This window comes from Gardnerella sp. DNF00983, assembly GCF_049244265.1.
GTDB lineage: Bacteria > Actinomycetota > Actinomycetes > Actinomycetales > Bifidobacteriaceae > Bifidobacterium > Bifidobacterium vaginale_J.
Map to the genome: position 1 here is coordinate 1,081,504 of NZ_CP058392.1, position 15,039 is coordinate 1,096,542.

At 44.0% G+C, this 15,039-nt stretch carries 12 protein-coding genes and 1 tRNA gene; 3 read left to right on the forward strand and 10 right to left on the reverse strand.

Features of this window, described 5'->3' with window-relative positions:
- Positions 1-77 precede the first annotated feature (77 nt).
- Positions 78-935, reverse strand: a complete 858-nt coding sequence (locus HXT34_RS04085) for a PHP domain-containing protein (RefSeq protein ID WP_421785454.1) — start codon at positions 933-935, stop codon at positions 78-80.
- A gap of 175 nt (positions 936-1,110) precedes the next feature.
- On the opposite strand from HXT34_RS04085, the gene HXT34_RS04090 reads away from it, so the two are divergent.
- The gene (locus HXT34_RS04090) at positions 1,111-1,761 is read left to right on the forward strand and encodes a vitamin K epoxide reductase family protein (protein ID WP_421784492.1); all 651 of its coding nucleotides are present in this window, start codon (positions 1,111-1,113) and stop codon (positions 1,759-1,761) included.
- Positions 1,762-1,830: 69 nt separating this feature from the next.
- On the opposite strand, the gene murI is transcribed toward HXT34_RS04090, so the two are convergent.
- The 5 genes from murI to HXT34_RS04115 all read right to left on the reverse strand — a co-directional run bounded on the left by murI (position 1,831) and on the right by HXT34_RS04115 (position 8,414).
- Complete coding sequence (murI, locus tag HXT34_RS04095) at positions 1,831-2,601, reverse strand: glutamate racemase (protein WP_415687708.1); 771 nt, start codon at positions 2,599-2,601, stop codon at positions 1,831-1,833.
- A gap of 62 nt (positions 2,602-2,663) precedes the next feature.
- A complete protein-coding gene (nikE, locus tag HXT34_RS04100; protein WP_421784494.1) occupies positions 2,664-4,409 on the reverse strand; it encodes a nickel ABC transporter ATP-binding protein NikE in 1,746 nt (581 codons plus the stop codon).
- Between the two features lie 6 nt (positions 4,410-4,415).
- A complete protein-coding gene (locus HXT34_RS04105; protein WP_415706003.1) occupies positions 4,416-6,122 on the reverse strand; it encodes an ABC transporter substrate-binding protein in 1,707 nt (568 codons plus the stop codon).
- 172 nt (positions 6,123-6,294) lie between these two features.
- Positions 6,295-7,485 carry an ABC transporter permease gene (locus HXT34_RS04110; RefSeq protein ID WP_415687702.1) on the reverse strand — a complete coding sequence of 397 codons (1,191 nt, stop codon included), beginning with the start codon at positions 7,483-7,485 and terminating at the stop codon, positions 6,295-6,297.
- Positions 7,482-8,414, reverse strand: a complete 933-nt coding sequence (locus HXT34_RS04115) for an ABC transporter permease (protein ID WP_415683396.1) — start codon at positions 8,412-8,414, stop codon at positions 7,482-7,484. The genes HXT34_RS04110 and HXT34_RS04115 overlap by 4 nt, the downstream gene beginning before the upstream one ends.
- A 299-nt stretch (positions 8,415-8,713) precedes the next feature.
- Here HXT34_RS04115 and HXT34_RS04120 point away from each other — a divergent pair, with 299 nt between their 5' ends.
- Both HXT34_RS04120 and HXT34_RS04125 read left to right on the forward strand, forming a co-directional pair.
- Complete coding sequence (locus HXT34_RS04120; RefSeq protein WP_004110572.1) at positions 8,714-8,989, forward strand: BrnT family toxin; 276 nt, start codon at positions 8,714-8,716, stop codon at positions 8,987-8,989.
- Positions 8,967-9,170, forward strand: a complete 204-nt coding sequence (locus tag HXT34_RS04125; RefSeq protein WP_421784497.1) for a hypothetical protein — start codon at positions 8,967-8,969, stop codon at positions 9,168-9,170. The genes HXT34_RS04120 and HXT34_RS04125 overlap by 23 nt, the downstream gene beginning before the upstream one ends.
- Before the next feature lie 94 nt (positions 9,171-9,264).
- Here HXT34_RS04125 and ileS read toward each other — a convergent pair whose 3' ends face one another.
- From ileS to HXT34_RS04145, 4 genes are all read right to left on the reverse strand, one after another.
- Positions 9,265-12,687, reverse strand: coding sequence for a mupirocin-resistant isoleucine--tRNA ligase (gene ileS / locus HXT34_RS04130; protein ID WP_421784499.1), 3,423 nt, complete (start codon positions 12,685-12,687; stop codon positions 9,265-9,267).
- Between the two features lie 357 nt (positions 12,688-13,044).
- Entirely contained in the window at positions 13,045-14,169 is a 1,125-nt protein-coding gene (locus HXT34_RS04135; RefSeq protein ID WP_421784501.1) for an Abi family protein, read from the reverse strand.
- Between the two features lie 163 nt (positions 14,170-14,332).
- A tRNA-Arg gene (locus HXT34_RS04140) sits at positions 14,333-14,405 on the reverse strand.
- Positions 14,406-14,686: 281 nt separating this feature from the next.
- A complete protein-coding gene (locus HXT34_RS04145; protein ID WP_415687000.1) occupies positions 14,687-15,028 on the reverse strand; it encodes an exodeoxyribonuclease VII small subunit in 342 nt (113 codons plus the stop codon).
- Between the last annotated feature and the right edge of the window lie 11 nt (positions 15,029-15,039).

Genomic DNA, 15,039 nt, shown 5'->3' on the forward strand with positions numbered 1-15,039 from the left:
ACGGCAGAAACTTTACACGAGCGTAAAGAAAAAGCCGGCTACGCGCTAAAAAACGGCAGAAACTTTACAGCAACATTTTAGAGCTTATAGCCGCGCAAGAGTATTTCCGATACTACTTCGCGGCTTGTTGTTTCTTCGCCCAAGCGATTTGGCTTACCATAGCCATGCCAATCCGAGCCGCCCGTCACAAGCAAATCGCACTTACTCGCTAAAGAAAGCAGTCTTTCACGTTGCGCTTTAGAATTTCCGCGATGATACACTTCTAAACCGTCAAGACCAGCTTTAGCAAACGATATAATTTGATCGTCCGAAAGAAGCACGCGGTTACGCGTAGGATCAGCAGGATGCGCAATAACAACAACTCCTCCAGCATCTTTAACAGCCTCAATAACTTCACGAACATTCGGAGAAGGAGTTGGTATATAGTACGGGCTGCACGGAGAGATAGGCCCAGCAAAGGCTTCAGAACGCGTTTTATACACGCCAGCTTTTACTAAAGCATCAGCGATATGCGGCCGCCCAATTGTAGTTAAGTCACCAAGCTTAGCTTGAGCTAAAACATCATCCCAAGTAATTGGAAAATCGCGCGACATACGTTCAACCATACGCTTTGTGCGATCAAAACGACGCTTCCTAGTAAGCTCAAACATGCTCACAATCATGCTATTTTGCGGATTGTACTGGTATGCGAGCATGTGCACAAACACGCTTGAGTCTTGCGCAGTAATCTCCGAACCAAATAATACTGGCATATTCGAAGCCTTAGCAGCCTCTTGAAAATCATGCCATCCTGCAGTTGTGTCGTGATCAGTAATAGCAACACCTTGCAAACCAACGATTTTAGCTTGCGTAATTAAATCTTCTGGAGTTGCAGTGCCGTCTGAATAAACAGTATGACAGTGCAAATCCCAGCGTTCGCGCGCAAAATTCATCATGCTGGAGTTGCTATCGCTAGCATGATTTGATGCGTCGCGCTGGTTGTTGCTTATTGCGGTCATATAATCATCGTAAACTGTGCCATGTAACGAGAAATGAATATACACACATAATTATTTGCTATTATTTGTTATTATTAGCATTGTTCGCAATTAGTAAATTTTAGGAGCAGCAATGGAGCAAACTGACGCCGCTAAAGAAGACTATGAAACAACACTTAGCGGATGGAGGCACTCTGCAGTATGGACGTATGGCGTTATGCTATTTTTCTCTGCGGTAGCGCTCGTAACTTCGCTTATACTTTCTGCTGAAACTCTTGCTTTAGCGCGCAAACCTAATAAGCTGCTCAGTTGCGACTTCAACACCGTAGTATCCTGCTCTAGAGTTGCGCAAACTTGGCAGGCAGAAATTGTGAAATTTGGCGAATTAAGCTTCCCAAATGCATTCTTTGGAATTGCTGCAGAAAGCGTATTCGTAACGCTCGCAGTTATTGGAATGATTCGCGTACGCGTGCCGCGATGGTTCGCAATTTGCACTTGGCTTGGTGGATTATGCGCGCTCGCCTATGCTTACTGGCTGTTTTCGCAATCTATGTTCGTAATTCACGCGTTGTGCCCGTGGTGCATTGTGCTTATGTTCTCCACAACAATGCAATTTATATCGTTGACTCACGCAAGCGTAAGTTCGCAAAAGTTGCTTGTTAAGCGTTTTAACTTGGTTGAAAGCTACTACCGCTTGCGATACGACTTGCTAATAGACGTGCTTTGGGTTGCGGCATTGCTTACTTTGATTTTGTGCCAATATTCTAAAGTTATTTTTGGCTAAGTAAGAGCGATTTTTAACGCGAAATTTTTAACGAAAGATCTTAACGCAAGATTTTTCAGCACAAATTTTTCAGCACAAGCTCTTCGCAAGTTCTTGCATACGCAAGCTTGTATCCGAATTAGTAAGAGTTATGCTGCCTTCTTGAGAATCGCTTGCAAGCTCATTATTAAGCTCCAATATTTTGCGCAAATGATTAATAGTTCCTTCGTTGCCGTCAACAATATTCGTGCGCGCAGGCAAAAACTCGCGGAAATAATCCCTATAAAACACAAAATGAGTGCAACCAAGCACAACCGAATCAATACTGTCTAAATCATACTCGTCGAAATACTTGTGAAGAGCAGCAAAAACTACATCACGATTATTAAGCTCCCCACGCTCAACAATACGCACTAAATCGGGGCAAGGCTGCGAAAAAATCGTGTTATTTTGCGAAAAACGTTGCAGCAAATCCGCAAACTTGCGCTCGCGAAGAGTAAGAGGAGTTGCAGCTACGATTACGCGCTGAGGCTCACCTTTGCCTAAATCACAAGCTAATTTAAGCGCCGGCTCCATACCTATGATAGGTATATTGTAATGCGCGCGCAAATCGTTCACAGCTGCGGAAGTGGCGGTATTACAGGCAATTACGACAGCTTTTACATTTAGACGAATAAAATGCTCGACAATTGCAAAGCTTAGCTTTTTAACTTCTTCAGGAGTTTTAATGCCGTATGGCGCGTTTGCAGAGTCGCCGAAATAAACAATTCGCTCATGCGGCAGAGCAGCATGCAACTGACAAGCTACGGAAATGCCTCCAAGCCCCGAATCAAACACACCAATTGCTGCCGACGATGCCATAAGCTACCTCCTAAAAACGCTTACTATCGTAATGGCGAGCCTCAACATACTAGGAAAACATACTACGAAATATATTGAATGCTGCCATTTCTAATTATGGCAACTTCGCTAGCAACTTCCTGCACAACGCCAACATCATGAGTAATAAACAAGCATGCGTAACGGTATTTTTGTTGCAAATCATGTAATAAGTTAAGTACACGACGTTGCACTGTTACGTCAAGCGCAGAAGTTGGCTCATCCGCAATAAGCAGAGAAGGCTGCAAAATCAACGCTCGCGCAATACCTACGCGCTGTCTTTGGCCTCCGGAAAGCTCGTGAGGAAAACGATTTGCGAATTCGACTGGCACTTGTACTTGATTAAGCATTTCTTCAACGCGCTCTAAACGCTCATTGGCATCAAGATTCGTGTGTAAAAGTAATGGTTCTGCAATACTCCAACCAATGGTTTTACGCGGATTTAGTGCGGAACCTGAATCTTGAAAAACGTATCCAATTCGCGATAATGCTTGGCGGCGAGCTTTACTGTTTAATCTGTTTAAGTTTTCTCCATTAAGTAGCACTAATCCCGAATTTGGTTTAATTTGCCCCGAAATAAGCTTTGCAATAGTGGTTTTTCCAGCCCCAGACTCCCCAACTAAAGCTAGTGTAGAGCCAGAGTTAATGCGCAAGTTTGCGTCACTGAGAGCGAGCTTATTTGAATCTTTGCTAAAACGAGCATGCGAATACTTCACACTTACGCCTTGAACTTCAACTACTGGAGATTCAGATTCTGGAGATTCAGAAATATTCTTAGAAATATTTTCAGCAATATTATTAGAAATATTCTTAGCAATCGCTTTCGCTACTTCTTCTATACTTTCATAAGAATCACCACTTGAAGCATATTGCATATCAAATTTAGGAACAGAATCCAGCAAAGTTCGCGTATATTCGTGCTTAGGATTCGCAAAAATATGCTGAACTTCGCCAGATTCCACAATATTCCCGCCTTGCATTACATACATTTCATCCGCGAGCGCGCGCACAACACTCATATCATGCGTAATAATTAACACAGCAAGATGTAATTTCTCCGACAAATTACGTATAAGACGTAAAATATCTCGTTGCGTTGTGATGTCGAGTGCTGTTGTAGGCTCGTCTGCAATCAAAACTTGTGGACGATTTATTAAAGCCATAGCAATCATCGCACGCTGAAGTTGGCCGCCAGAAAGCTCATGCGGATAAGAACGATACACGCGCTCAGCATCACTCAACTCAACCTCGAGAAGCTGCGAAATTACACGCTTCTTACGCTCTCTTTGGCTAAGTTTTCCTGCTTTTTCAGGATGATATATTAGCGCTTCTTCTATTTGCTTGCCAATTGTTTTCACAGGATTAAACGCACTGGACGGCTCCTGAAAAATCATGCCAATCATGCCACCGCGAACATGCTCATATGGGGCATCTTCGCTAAGCAAATTTATAAAAGATTCGTTAGTATCCGAAGCGTTAAAAAGCGCCGCATTCCCTTCAACACGCGCATTATTCTCAAGCAATCCTATAAGCGCAAGCGCAGTAAGTGACTTTCCAGAACCGGACTCGCCCACTAACGCAGAAACCATTCCGGCGCGCAATTGCATAGAAACATTGCGCGTAATTTGCCTACCATCAATCGAAACCGACAAATCTTCAACGCTTATAACAATTTTTTTACGCGCATCTGAAGCTTGCGCATCCGAAGCTTGTACATCAGAAGATTGAGCATCTGAAACAGCATTATCCAAAGCTTGAGCATATGAAGCTTGCGCATCCAAATTCGTCATCTTCAATCACCTATTCAAAGACACAGCTGCATAATTAGGGTAAGCAGGAAAACTTCCGATGTAGAAATTCTCAACACTGCTTCCATGAATAAATGTGTTATGCGAGTAAATAAGCGGAACAACAGGAGAATCTTCCATAATAGCGCGATCCGCCTTTTGCCACAGCTTATGCGCCGAATTCTCGTCAACAGTTTGCACAGCTTCGCGAATTAAAGAATCTACTTTAGGATTCGAATAACGAGAAATATTCCAGTTACCGCCGCCAATTTGCGAAGAATCAAAAAGCGGTCCCAAATTGGCAAAAGCAGAAGGAAAATCAGGCTGCCACGAAGCCAAAGCCAAATCGTAATCTCCGGAATTTGACGTAATTGCGTCCGTAAAGTTTACTGCGTCAACAGTTTTAATCGTCACTTTAATACCAGCTCGCTTTAAGCTTGATTGCACAGAAGACGCCACTTGCGTTTGATCCGGACGCGCAATAAGGCTCAACTTAATATCAGTTTTACCTGATTTTTTCAACAGTTGTTTAGCTTTCTCAACGTTCCCGCGAGGATCTTCAGAATACAAATTAAACTGCTTTCGGCCAGAAATACCAGGCGTAATAAGCGTAGTAGCAAAACCTCCAGCAATTTCGCCGCCCTTCGCAGTGCGATACGACTGCTTATCAACAGAATACTGAATCGCTTTTCGAATATTGATATCCGTTATTCTGCGCGTATTAATAGCCAAATATTCAAGAGCACCATCACTACTAGTAGTTAGCAACTTGCGAGATTGAGGATGCGCTTGAGCTTGCGCAAGCTGAGCAGGCGGCACAAAATCAGCCAAAAATGCGGCTTTTGTATCCGTATTTCCTTGAATCATAGACTGAGCTGAAACAGTAGTATCCGAACCAAGTTTCCACACGATTTCATCTGTAGCAGCTGTGCGAGTGCTGTCAAGCTTAGGATCCCAATACTTATTGCGTTGCATTACAACTTGCTTTCCAACTTCGTTTTGCACAATCCTGTATGGCCCTGAAGATTTCGGCTTTTTACTATATGTCTGAGCATCGCCTGAACTAGTTGGAACCGGCACAAATGCAGCCAAAGATGTCACCCACGGCCAATCTGCAAAAGGTGCTTTCAAATGGAAAATAATCGTTTGATTATCTGGAGTTTCAATCGAATCAAGCGACTTTCCGTCGAATGGTCCTCTATAGTTTTCAGCTCCAACAAGAAGAGTTTTGTGATATCCAAAACCACCGCTTAACGAATCTGCAAACGAGCGCTCAATGCCAAATTTAATATCGTGCGAAGTAATTTCGGTTCCATCTTCATACTTAACACCCTTTTTAAGAGTGTATTTCCAAGTTTTTCCGCCGTCACTTGTTGTGCCAGTATCCGTTGCCAAATCTGGAACTACGCGCGTTTGCTTGCTTAAATCCGGATTTACTTTCCAAGTAGTAAGCGCGCGAAAGATGAAATTATTTGACGTAATTGGCAAACCCTGACTGCGCGCTGGATCGAAATTCATATTCGTATTTGACGTAAATATTGTAAGAGTTCCGCCTTTTTTAGGATTAGAATTTAGCACGGAAGCGTTCGTAATACTGGTTTTCCCAGAGTTGTAATTTGTGCAAGCTGAAAGTGAAAGTAGCGAAATTGTAAGTAGTGAAAAAGCTGCTGTTGAAGCAAGAATTTTCTTTGAAATCGTATTTTTGAAAATGAACATAATAATCCCCTTATTTCTTTAATCTTTTCTATTTAAAATTTAATTCTTTAAAACTCGCGCATACGCTATTTAACGTTTTTTAACTTGAAAAAAGTGAGCGAGCTGACACAATCAGCATCAAGCAAACGCAAGCGCCTAGGACTCTCCCACTAACAATTGCACTCGAAAAGCACTAACAGACTGCGGCACGAGGATCGACGAAGCGATAACAGATGTCAACAATAAGATTCGCAACAATCACAAGCGCAGCCGCAAAAAGCGTCACACCAACCAGCACTTGCAAATCAAGATTTTTAACAGAATCAAGAAGTAACGAACCCAACCCTTGCATAGAGAAAACTCTCTCAGTAATCACAGCACCGCCAAGCAAACCGCCTAGATCCAAGCCAAACATTGTTAGCACAGGAAGCATTACGTTAGGCAGAGCGTGACGAGTTATAACTTTCGTTCGCGGCATACCCTTAGCCAAAGCAGTGCGCATATAATCCTGTTGCAACTCGTCAAGCATATGAGCACGAGTAAGTCGCGTATAATAAGCGGCGTTAAGAAGCGCCAAAACAATCCACGGAAGTAGCAAATGCTGCAGCCAACCTAAAGGATCATCCGAAAAATTCACATAACCGCCTGTAGGGAAAATCGGCAAATACACTGCAAAAGCAAGTATTGCAAGCATACCAATCAGGTAAGCAGGAGACGAAATCCCAATTGACGAAAGCGCTCTAAATGCACGATCAAAAAGCGATCCTTCTTTAGAAGCAGAAATCACTCCGGTTACTACACCAATAATTACCCAAAGTAATGCAGCGCCAATCGCCAAAGAAGCAGTCACAGCGAAACGACTCATAATAAGATCTGTGACTGGTTCGTTAAGTGTGAATGACCAGCCTAAGCATGGAGACGAGCAGATAATTGCAGCACCGGCACCAGCAGCAGCACCAGCAGCACCGGCAGCACCAGCTGCTGAAATTCCTGAGAATGCAGAATTAGTTCCAAATTCTCGTCCAAAAAATATTCCACGAATATAGTTTCCAAGCTGCTCATACCAAGGCGCGTCCGTGCCCATAAATGCGGAAACTCGAGCCAAACGCTCAGGAGTGCACGGCTTTCCGCAAGCTAGTTGCGCAGGATTCGCTGGAAGCATAAAGAAAATAAGGAATAATACAACTGCAATCAGTGTTAAAACAAGTACCGAGCTTGCTGAACGCTTGCCAATAAAAACAAGAAAATCGAAAATCTTGCCGATTATTCGCGAATTGGCAGCAGATTGATTACTGCTCATTTTCTGCGTATTGATTATATTTTGTTGCGCGCTTTGCGCATTCTGCGTATTTTGAGTATTTTGAGTATTTTGCTTGTTACTCATTCCGTCACCGCCTTTTTGGAAGCTCGCGGCTGAAGAGCACTGGCCAAACCGTCACCAACAAGATTAAAACCGAAAGTTAGCAAGAACAGTGCAATTCCAGGGAAAAGTAAATACCATGGGTCAACTAAAACCCATTGCACAGCTTCTGCAATAGCGCGACCCCACGAAGGAGAAGGCGGATTCATACCAACGCCAAGGAAAGACAACGCAGCTTCAGCTCCAATTCGTCCAGGAATAAGGAACGTTATATTTACGAGCAACAACGGCATCATATTTGGCATTATTTGTTCACGAAGAACATGCCACGTACCAGCTCCCATTACGCGAGATGCAACTGCAAAATTGCGGGATTTAAGCGTAAGAGTTTGAGCACGAACTAAACGAGCAATACTTGGCCAACCAAAAAATCCTAAAACAAGTATTAGCAAAAGTGGACGCGGAAAATCTTGTGGCACAACAGCAGATAAAGCAATCGCAAAAATCAAAAACGGGAATCCGAAGAACACGTCCATTGTGCGCGAAAGCAAAGCATCAGCAAAACCACTGAAATACCCTGCAATCATGCCGATTATGATGCCAAGAAATAGCGATATTATGGTAGAAGCGATACCAATTCCAAGAGATACGCGAGCGCCATGAGCCACAATTGCAAAAATATCAAGACCACGAAGTGGCGTAACACCAAACCAATGCTGGAAACTAATTCCACCAAAGCCTTTTGGAACAGAATTAAAATCTAAATATTCTGGATGCTCATCATAAGGATTATTGCCAGTGATTGCAGTAAAAGCATCGGCGAAAATTGCCAAAATCACGAATATTGCAATAATTATACTTCCTGCAATAATGCCAGAATTATTTCCAGTAGGAACGGTGACGCTAGATGAATCACGCTTATAGCGTGAACGAAATACACCGACCCTTCTCATCTTTACTCATTTCGTCACCTGCACTTTCTTTTTGAATATCATGCAATATAAATTAACGCAAAATACAAATCGAGTAAAAATTTGTATTGTTGTCTTATCGACACTATAGGAACCCATAGAACTTTAGGAAGTAGAGTGTCGCATTGAGCTTGCTTCTATAAATAGCCTTTAACCACAATGCGTAAAAAATCTAGGAAAGCCGACTTAAAGCATTTACGATACTTAATACAAAACAACAATCATTAACAATAGTTTCAATTGATGCTATTTTACGTTAAAATAGACGATAGAAGGTGAGTATGAATTTTGAGTACGATCCTGCAAAGAGCTTAAAAAATTTAGCTAAACATGGTATCAGTTTCAAAAAAGCTCAAATACTTTGGAATAATGAAATAACTGAAATCAAATCCAAAAATTCAGGCAATGATGACTCTCGCTACTTAGTTTTTGGAAAGATAGACAGCAAACATTGGACTGCAGTAATAACAAAAAGGAATAATCGAATTCGTATTATTTCTGTAAGAAGATCACGAAAGAAGGAGGAACAATATTATGAAAAACACCACAAAAAGTAAAGAGATAAGCGGAAAAGAAATTGATAGAAAATTCGATAACGGTGAAGACGTACTTGAATACTTTGATTTAGAGCATCCAATTATAGAGAACCACTCGAACGAACAAAAGCACGTCACTTTTATTATACCTGAATGGATATTGAGAATAATGAAATTCTTTAGAGTAGCTACAACACGGTAGTCAAATAAAAGAAATAAATAAAAATAGAAACGTGCCGACGTATTGAATTGTACGCCGGCACGGTTTGTTTAGTTAATTAGCTGTTAGTTGCGTTTTACGCACGCTTAAGAGTTACGCTAAGCTCAGTTGCGCTAGAATCAGCCTCAACAACCTCGAAGCTCGTAGCTAAAGTCTCCTCCGCAATCAAATCGCGGAACTGCTCAACTTTAGCAACGTCCGAAGCTGGCACGCTCAAAGTCAAAGCGATTCGGTCACTAATATCCAAACCGTTCTCCTTACGAGCATCCTGAACAGCGCGAATAGCGTCGCGAGCGTAACCTTCAGCAAGCAAATCGCTAGTCAAAGCAGTGTCAAGCATAACGAAACCGCCAGTTGGCATTGCAGCAGAAGCAGTATTCGCAGCCGCTTGAGCATCCGAAGACTCAACGCGATTTACAAGCTCATATTCGCCTTCAACAAGAGCAACTTCGCCGTTTGGAGTCTGAACAACAGGAGCGCCAGATTCGTCAACTCGCCAATCGCCACTCTTAGAAGACTTAATAGCAAACTGCACTTGCTTACCCAGACGAGGACCAGCAGCGCGCGCGTTCACCTTAAGCTCGTGAACAATCTTCAAACCGTGGTTACTTGCGTCTTCCAAAGTGCAGAATGTTACATTCTTCACGTTAAGCTCGCGCTCGAGCACCTGCTCGTAAGGCTCTACAGCAGCAGTATTTTCTGCAACAACCGTCAAGTTTGCCAACGGCTGGCGCACGCGCAACTGCTCCGCCTTACGAAGCGAAAGCGCAGAAGAAACAACCTCGCGAACCTTATCCATAGCAGCAACCAAAGCATCGTCGTGAGCAAGAACAGCGCCAAGCTCGGTTACTTCGCCAGCTTTAGGGTTCTTCTCGCCATCCGAAAGCATTTCAGGCTCCACCAAATAAGGCCAATCAGCCAAATGCACGGATTCGCCACCGGTAAGACCGCGCCAAACAGCCTCAGCTTCCATAGGAGCAAGAGGAGCAATCGTGCGCATGAACACTTCCAAAACAGTGTAAAGCGTGTTGAAAGCAGTCTCGTCTTCATTCCAGAAGCGGTCACGGCTGCCGCGAATATACCAATTCGTAAGCACGTCAATAAAATCGCCAACCGCTGCGCAAGCATCGCTAATCGCAAACTCGTTCAAGCACTTTTCTACGCGCTCAACAAGCAAACGCGTGCGAGCAAGCAAATAACGATCCATATTGCAAAGTCCTGCAACCTCATCCGCGCGAAGGCGACGAGCATCGTAACCCTTACCACCGTTTGCAGCGTTCGCATACAAAGTGAAGAAGTAGTACGAGCTCCAAACTGGAAGCATAACTTGACGAACCGTATCCCTAATGCCGTCTGCAGTCACAATCAAATTGCCACCGCGCAAAATTGGCGAAGACATGAGGAACCAGCGCATTGCGTCAGAACCGTACTCGTTGAAAACGCCGTTCACATCCGGGTAATTGCGCAAATGCTTACTCATCTTCTGGCCGTCGGAACCAAGCACGATGCCGTGGCAAATCACGTTCTTAAAGGCTGGGCGGTCGAAAAGCGCCGTAGCCATAATGTGAAGCGTGTAGAACCAGCCGCGAGTCTGACCAATATACTCAACGATGTAATCACACGGGAAGTGCTCTTCGAAGAATTCCTTATTTTCAAACGGATAATGGAATTGCGCGAAAGGCATGGAACCGGACTCAAACCAGCAGTCGAGAACGTCCGTAATACGGTGCATTTGCGACTTTCCGGTAGGATCGTCTGGATTTGGACGAGTAAGGCGATCGATATACGGGCGGTGCATATTCACATTGCCGTCGTCATCGCGCGGATAGTCGCCAAAATCGGCCTTAAGCTCTTCCAACGAACCGTACACGTCTACGCGAGGATACTTTGGATCGTCACTCACCCACACTGGAATTGGCGAACCCCAGAAGCGGTTGCGGCTAATAGACCAGTCGCGCGCGTTAGAAAGCCACTTACCAAACTGACCGTCCTTAACGTTTCCAGGAATCCAATTAATCTCCTGATTAAGCTCAAGCAAGCGCTTCTTAATCTTCGTAACAGACACAAACCAGCTAGAAACAGGCTTGTAAATAAGCGGAGTTGCGCAACGCCAGCAGTGAGGATAGCTGTGCACGTAGCTTTTTTCTTGGAATAGCAACGCGCGCTGATCTTCCGGCATTTGAGCAAGCGGACCGTCTCCTGCACGCAAGTTGCGCAAAATTGGCAAGTTGGCATCAAAAACGTACAAGCCTTCGTAATCTGGGCAGTCGCTTGTAAACTTGCAGCCTGCGTCGAGCACGTCAACGCTGCGAATTTCGTGCGCGTTAAGCGTGTTCATATCGTCCTCGCCGTAAGGAGCCTGGTGAACGAGACCAGTACCTTCAGCGGTGTCAACATAATCTGCTGTGAAAATCGTAAAAGCGTTAGGACCAGGAGTGCCACCCTCTGCGAGCGCAGATTCGCTTGCAAAGTATGGGAATACTGGGTAGTAGCGCCAACCTGCCATCTCAGCGCCCTTAAGTTCGCGCACAACCTCGTAGTTTTCGCCAAGTTCCTTAGTGTAGGAGCCAAGCAAAGGCTTACCGATGTAGAACTTCTTACCGGCGAACTTGCCTTCAGTTGGGCGAACTTCCACGTAGTCGATGTCTGCGCCAACTACGATTGCGAAGTTGGTTGGCACAGTCCAAGGAGTAGTGGTCCAGAATACTGCGTAAGCGTCGGCTTCGTCGCGAAGCTTAACGGCGACGGAAACGGTTGTATCCTGGCGATTCTGGTACACGTCCGCATCCATGCGAAGCTCGTGCGCGCTAAGTGGAGTTTGGTCCTTCGGGCAGTACGGAAGCACGCGATAGCCCTTGTAAGCCAAGCCCTTATCGTAAAGCTGCTTAAATGCCCACATTACGGATTCCATGTATGGAATGTTCAGCGTTTTGTAGCCGCGCTCGAAATCAACCCAGCGAGCCTGACGATGCACGTAGTTTTGCCACTCTTTCGTGTACTTCAAAACGCTGGCACGGCAAGCATCGTTGAACTTTGCGATGCCCATTTTTTCGATTTGCTCAACCGACTCGATGCCGAGCTCTTTTTGCGCTTCCAACTCTGCTGGAAGACCGTGAGTATCCCAACCAAAAACGCGGTTTACTTTGCGGCCGCGCATAGTCTGATAGCGCGGAACGACGTCTTTTGCGTAGCCTGTGAGCAGGTGGCCGTAGTGAGGAAGACCGTTTGCGAATGGAGGGCCGTCGAAGAACACGAACTCGTTTTGGCTACCTTTGCCGGACGGGCGGTATTCGATTGACTTGCGGAAAGTGTTGTTTGCATCCCAGTATTGGAGAACTGATTCTTCAAGCTTTGGGAAGGAAGGATTTGGTGCAACTTGCGCGCCGGCGGTTTCTTGCGTTGATGTTGAAACACTTACCTTTGGGTATACGTGATTTGCGAACGTATTTTCGGACGTATTTTCGGACGCGTTTGCTGCTGGATTAGTGGATTCGCTCACTGTGCTCTCCTCGCTCAACAGGGTGAATATTTCCCTGCGAGGACGACAGTTACTGCCGCGGTACCACCTCGCTTGCTATAAGATGATTACGTAACGTGTAGCGCAATGCGTAACGCAAGTGCGCAAGTTACGTAAATTACGTGCGTAACGCAAGTGCGTAACGCAATCGAACTATTCTCATAGCCTCTCGTGTTTGGCTGTACGGGCCAACCCCGTCGGTTCTAATAAGCGAGAATCTTACAAATCCTCGCCGTTCTTCCGAAAACTCCCCGCCGATAACGGATCATCGCTTAAGTTAGAAATAATCTAACACTATCCCCTAACATTAGGAAGGATCTCGCGACTCGCGAATAATTTTCATGACATATTATCCAAAAATGCTTTAGCTTCCTTAGCATTGCTAAAAACAATGCCATCTTCAGAAATTTTGCCATCTATAATTTGATTAGCGTGATTCATAGCCTTAAGCGTTGCTTCGTTGGGAACAGGCAAGTTACCATCCAAGATAATATTTTCTTTAATTTTATTTTTCCAATCATAAAATTCATTAATACTAGACATTCCAATGCATTCAATAACATTCTTAGAGCAATTTGGCACTTTATCACAAAGCGCACTTAATAATTTCTCAATCTTCTCTAAAAACTCTAGATAATAGCTACTTTCTAATAATATGTCGAAATCTTTAATAAGCTGAAAGACTGTTGCATTATCACTATGCGGTCTAGCACAATACAAACGTTCATCGTGCGCACAAATATTTCTGAACTCTTTAATTCTTCTATAAGTAGAATCAATTTTTATTGACCTAATATTTTTTTGAGAATAGTGTGAAGAATTATAAAGTTCAGTATATTTTTTAGCAACCAAACCTCTCACGTAATCGGTCTGTTTTTGATAAAACCAGAATATCTGTCCTAAAGTCAAATCATTAGATAAAACCCATAATGGAATTTGACCATCATGAATATCAATGCAATGGCGTATATATTCTTTCCCTGGATTTAATTTTTGATTATTTGATGTATTATTTTCGATGATTCGAGCAAATGTATTAATTAAAGTAAGTGATCCCTCTGGATCTTCATAATTAGTTTCATTAAGATAAGCATTAACTTCATTATTGTGCGTCTTACTAAAACAATACGAACATGATGATTTTAATAATGCCTCTGCTCTAGTTGTAGCCGCAAAGATAACACTGCGAAGTTCACGATCAAATTTAAAAAGATAATAAATGTGCTCAAACTTTGTTCCTTGAACATATTTATTCGAATTGTTTGACTCAAGAAATGGATTTTTATACCCATTCACAACACTATAGTAACTTTCTCTTTCAAGTATTTCCATAGCTTTAGACTCATCACCAAACTTTACTCCTCTAGACTTAAGCAATTCTATTTGTTGCTTGATAGTAGTAAAAGGTTTATAAATAACCATAATCCCCACCAATCCCCCGCTATTAGATGCACAAAGAGCCAATCAATTACTTGATTGGCTCTTTGCGAACCAGACACTGCCTGGCTTCATCACATTTCGATTTTACAAAAGAAACTAATGTTTGTCAACAAAAAAATAGGCAAACTACACACAGCACACAACACCATTGCACAAATATAAACTGCACAACATCCACACATAAAAGTGCCCCGGATCAGAATCGAACTGACGACACCCACTTTAGGAGAGTGGTGCTCTATCCACTGAGCTACCGAGGCAACAAATGGCAATTATACACCATGGCGTGATTCGCGCACAATTATGCGAGCAACAATTTAGGCTAGGCGACTGATCGGAACGGCAGAAACTTTACAGGCGCGTAAAGAAAAGGTCGGTTACGCGCGAAAAAACGGCAGAAACTGCGCAGCCGTGTAAAGTTTCGGTTGGATTAAGGCGATAAAACGGCAGAAACTGCGCAGGCGTGTAAAGTTTCGGTCGGGAAACCGCCAAAAAACGGCAAAAATTTTACGCGAGTGTAAAGAAAAGGTCGGCTGCGCGCTTAATCCTCAAGATTCGATTGCGTACCAGCCGTAGCCGCCGTCGCAGACTGCTCCGCCTGCGCCGCGTCCAACTTGGCGCGAACCGTTGCAAGCAAACCCTGCGCGCGCTTTGCCAGAGCCTCGCCAATCTCCCACTGACGCATGGACTGATCCAGCGTCAAACCGCCAGCTTCCAGCGCCTGAACCGCCTGAACCAGCTTTTCGCGAGCCTCTTCGTACGGCATCGCCTCAATCGCAGCGCGCTCTTCTTTCGTAAGCGTGCTCGCGAAATCCGCGCTTTCTGCGCTATTTGCTGATTCTGCCGCTACTTCTTCCGCTTTTTTCGTTACTTTCTCGCTCATATCTAACCTTT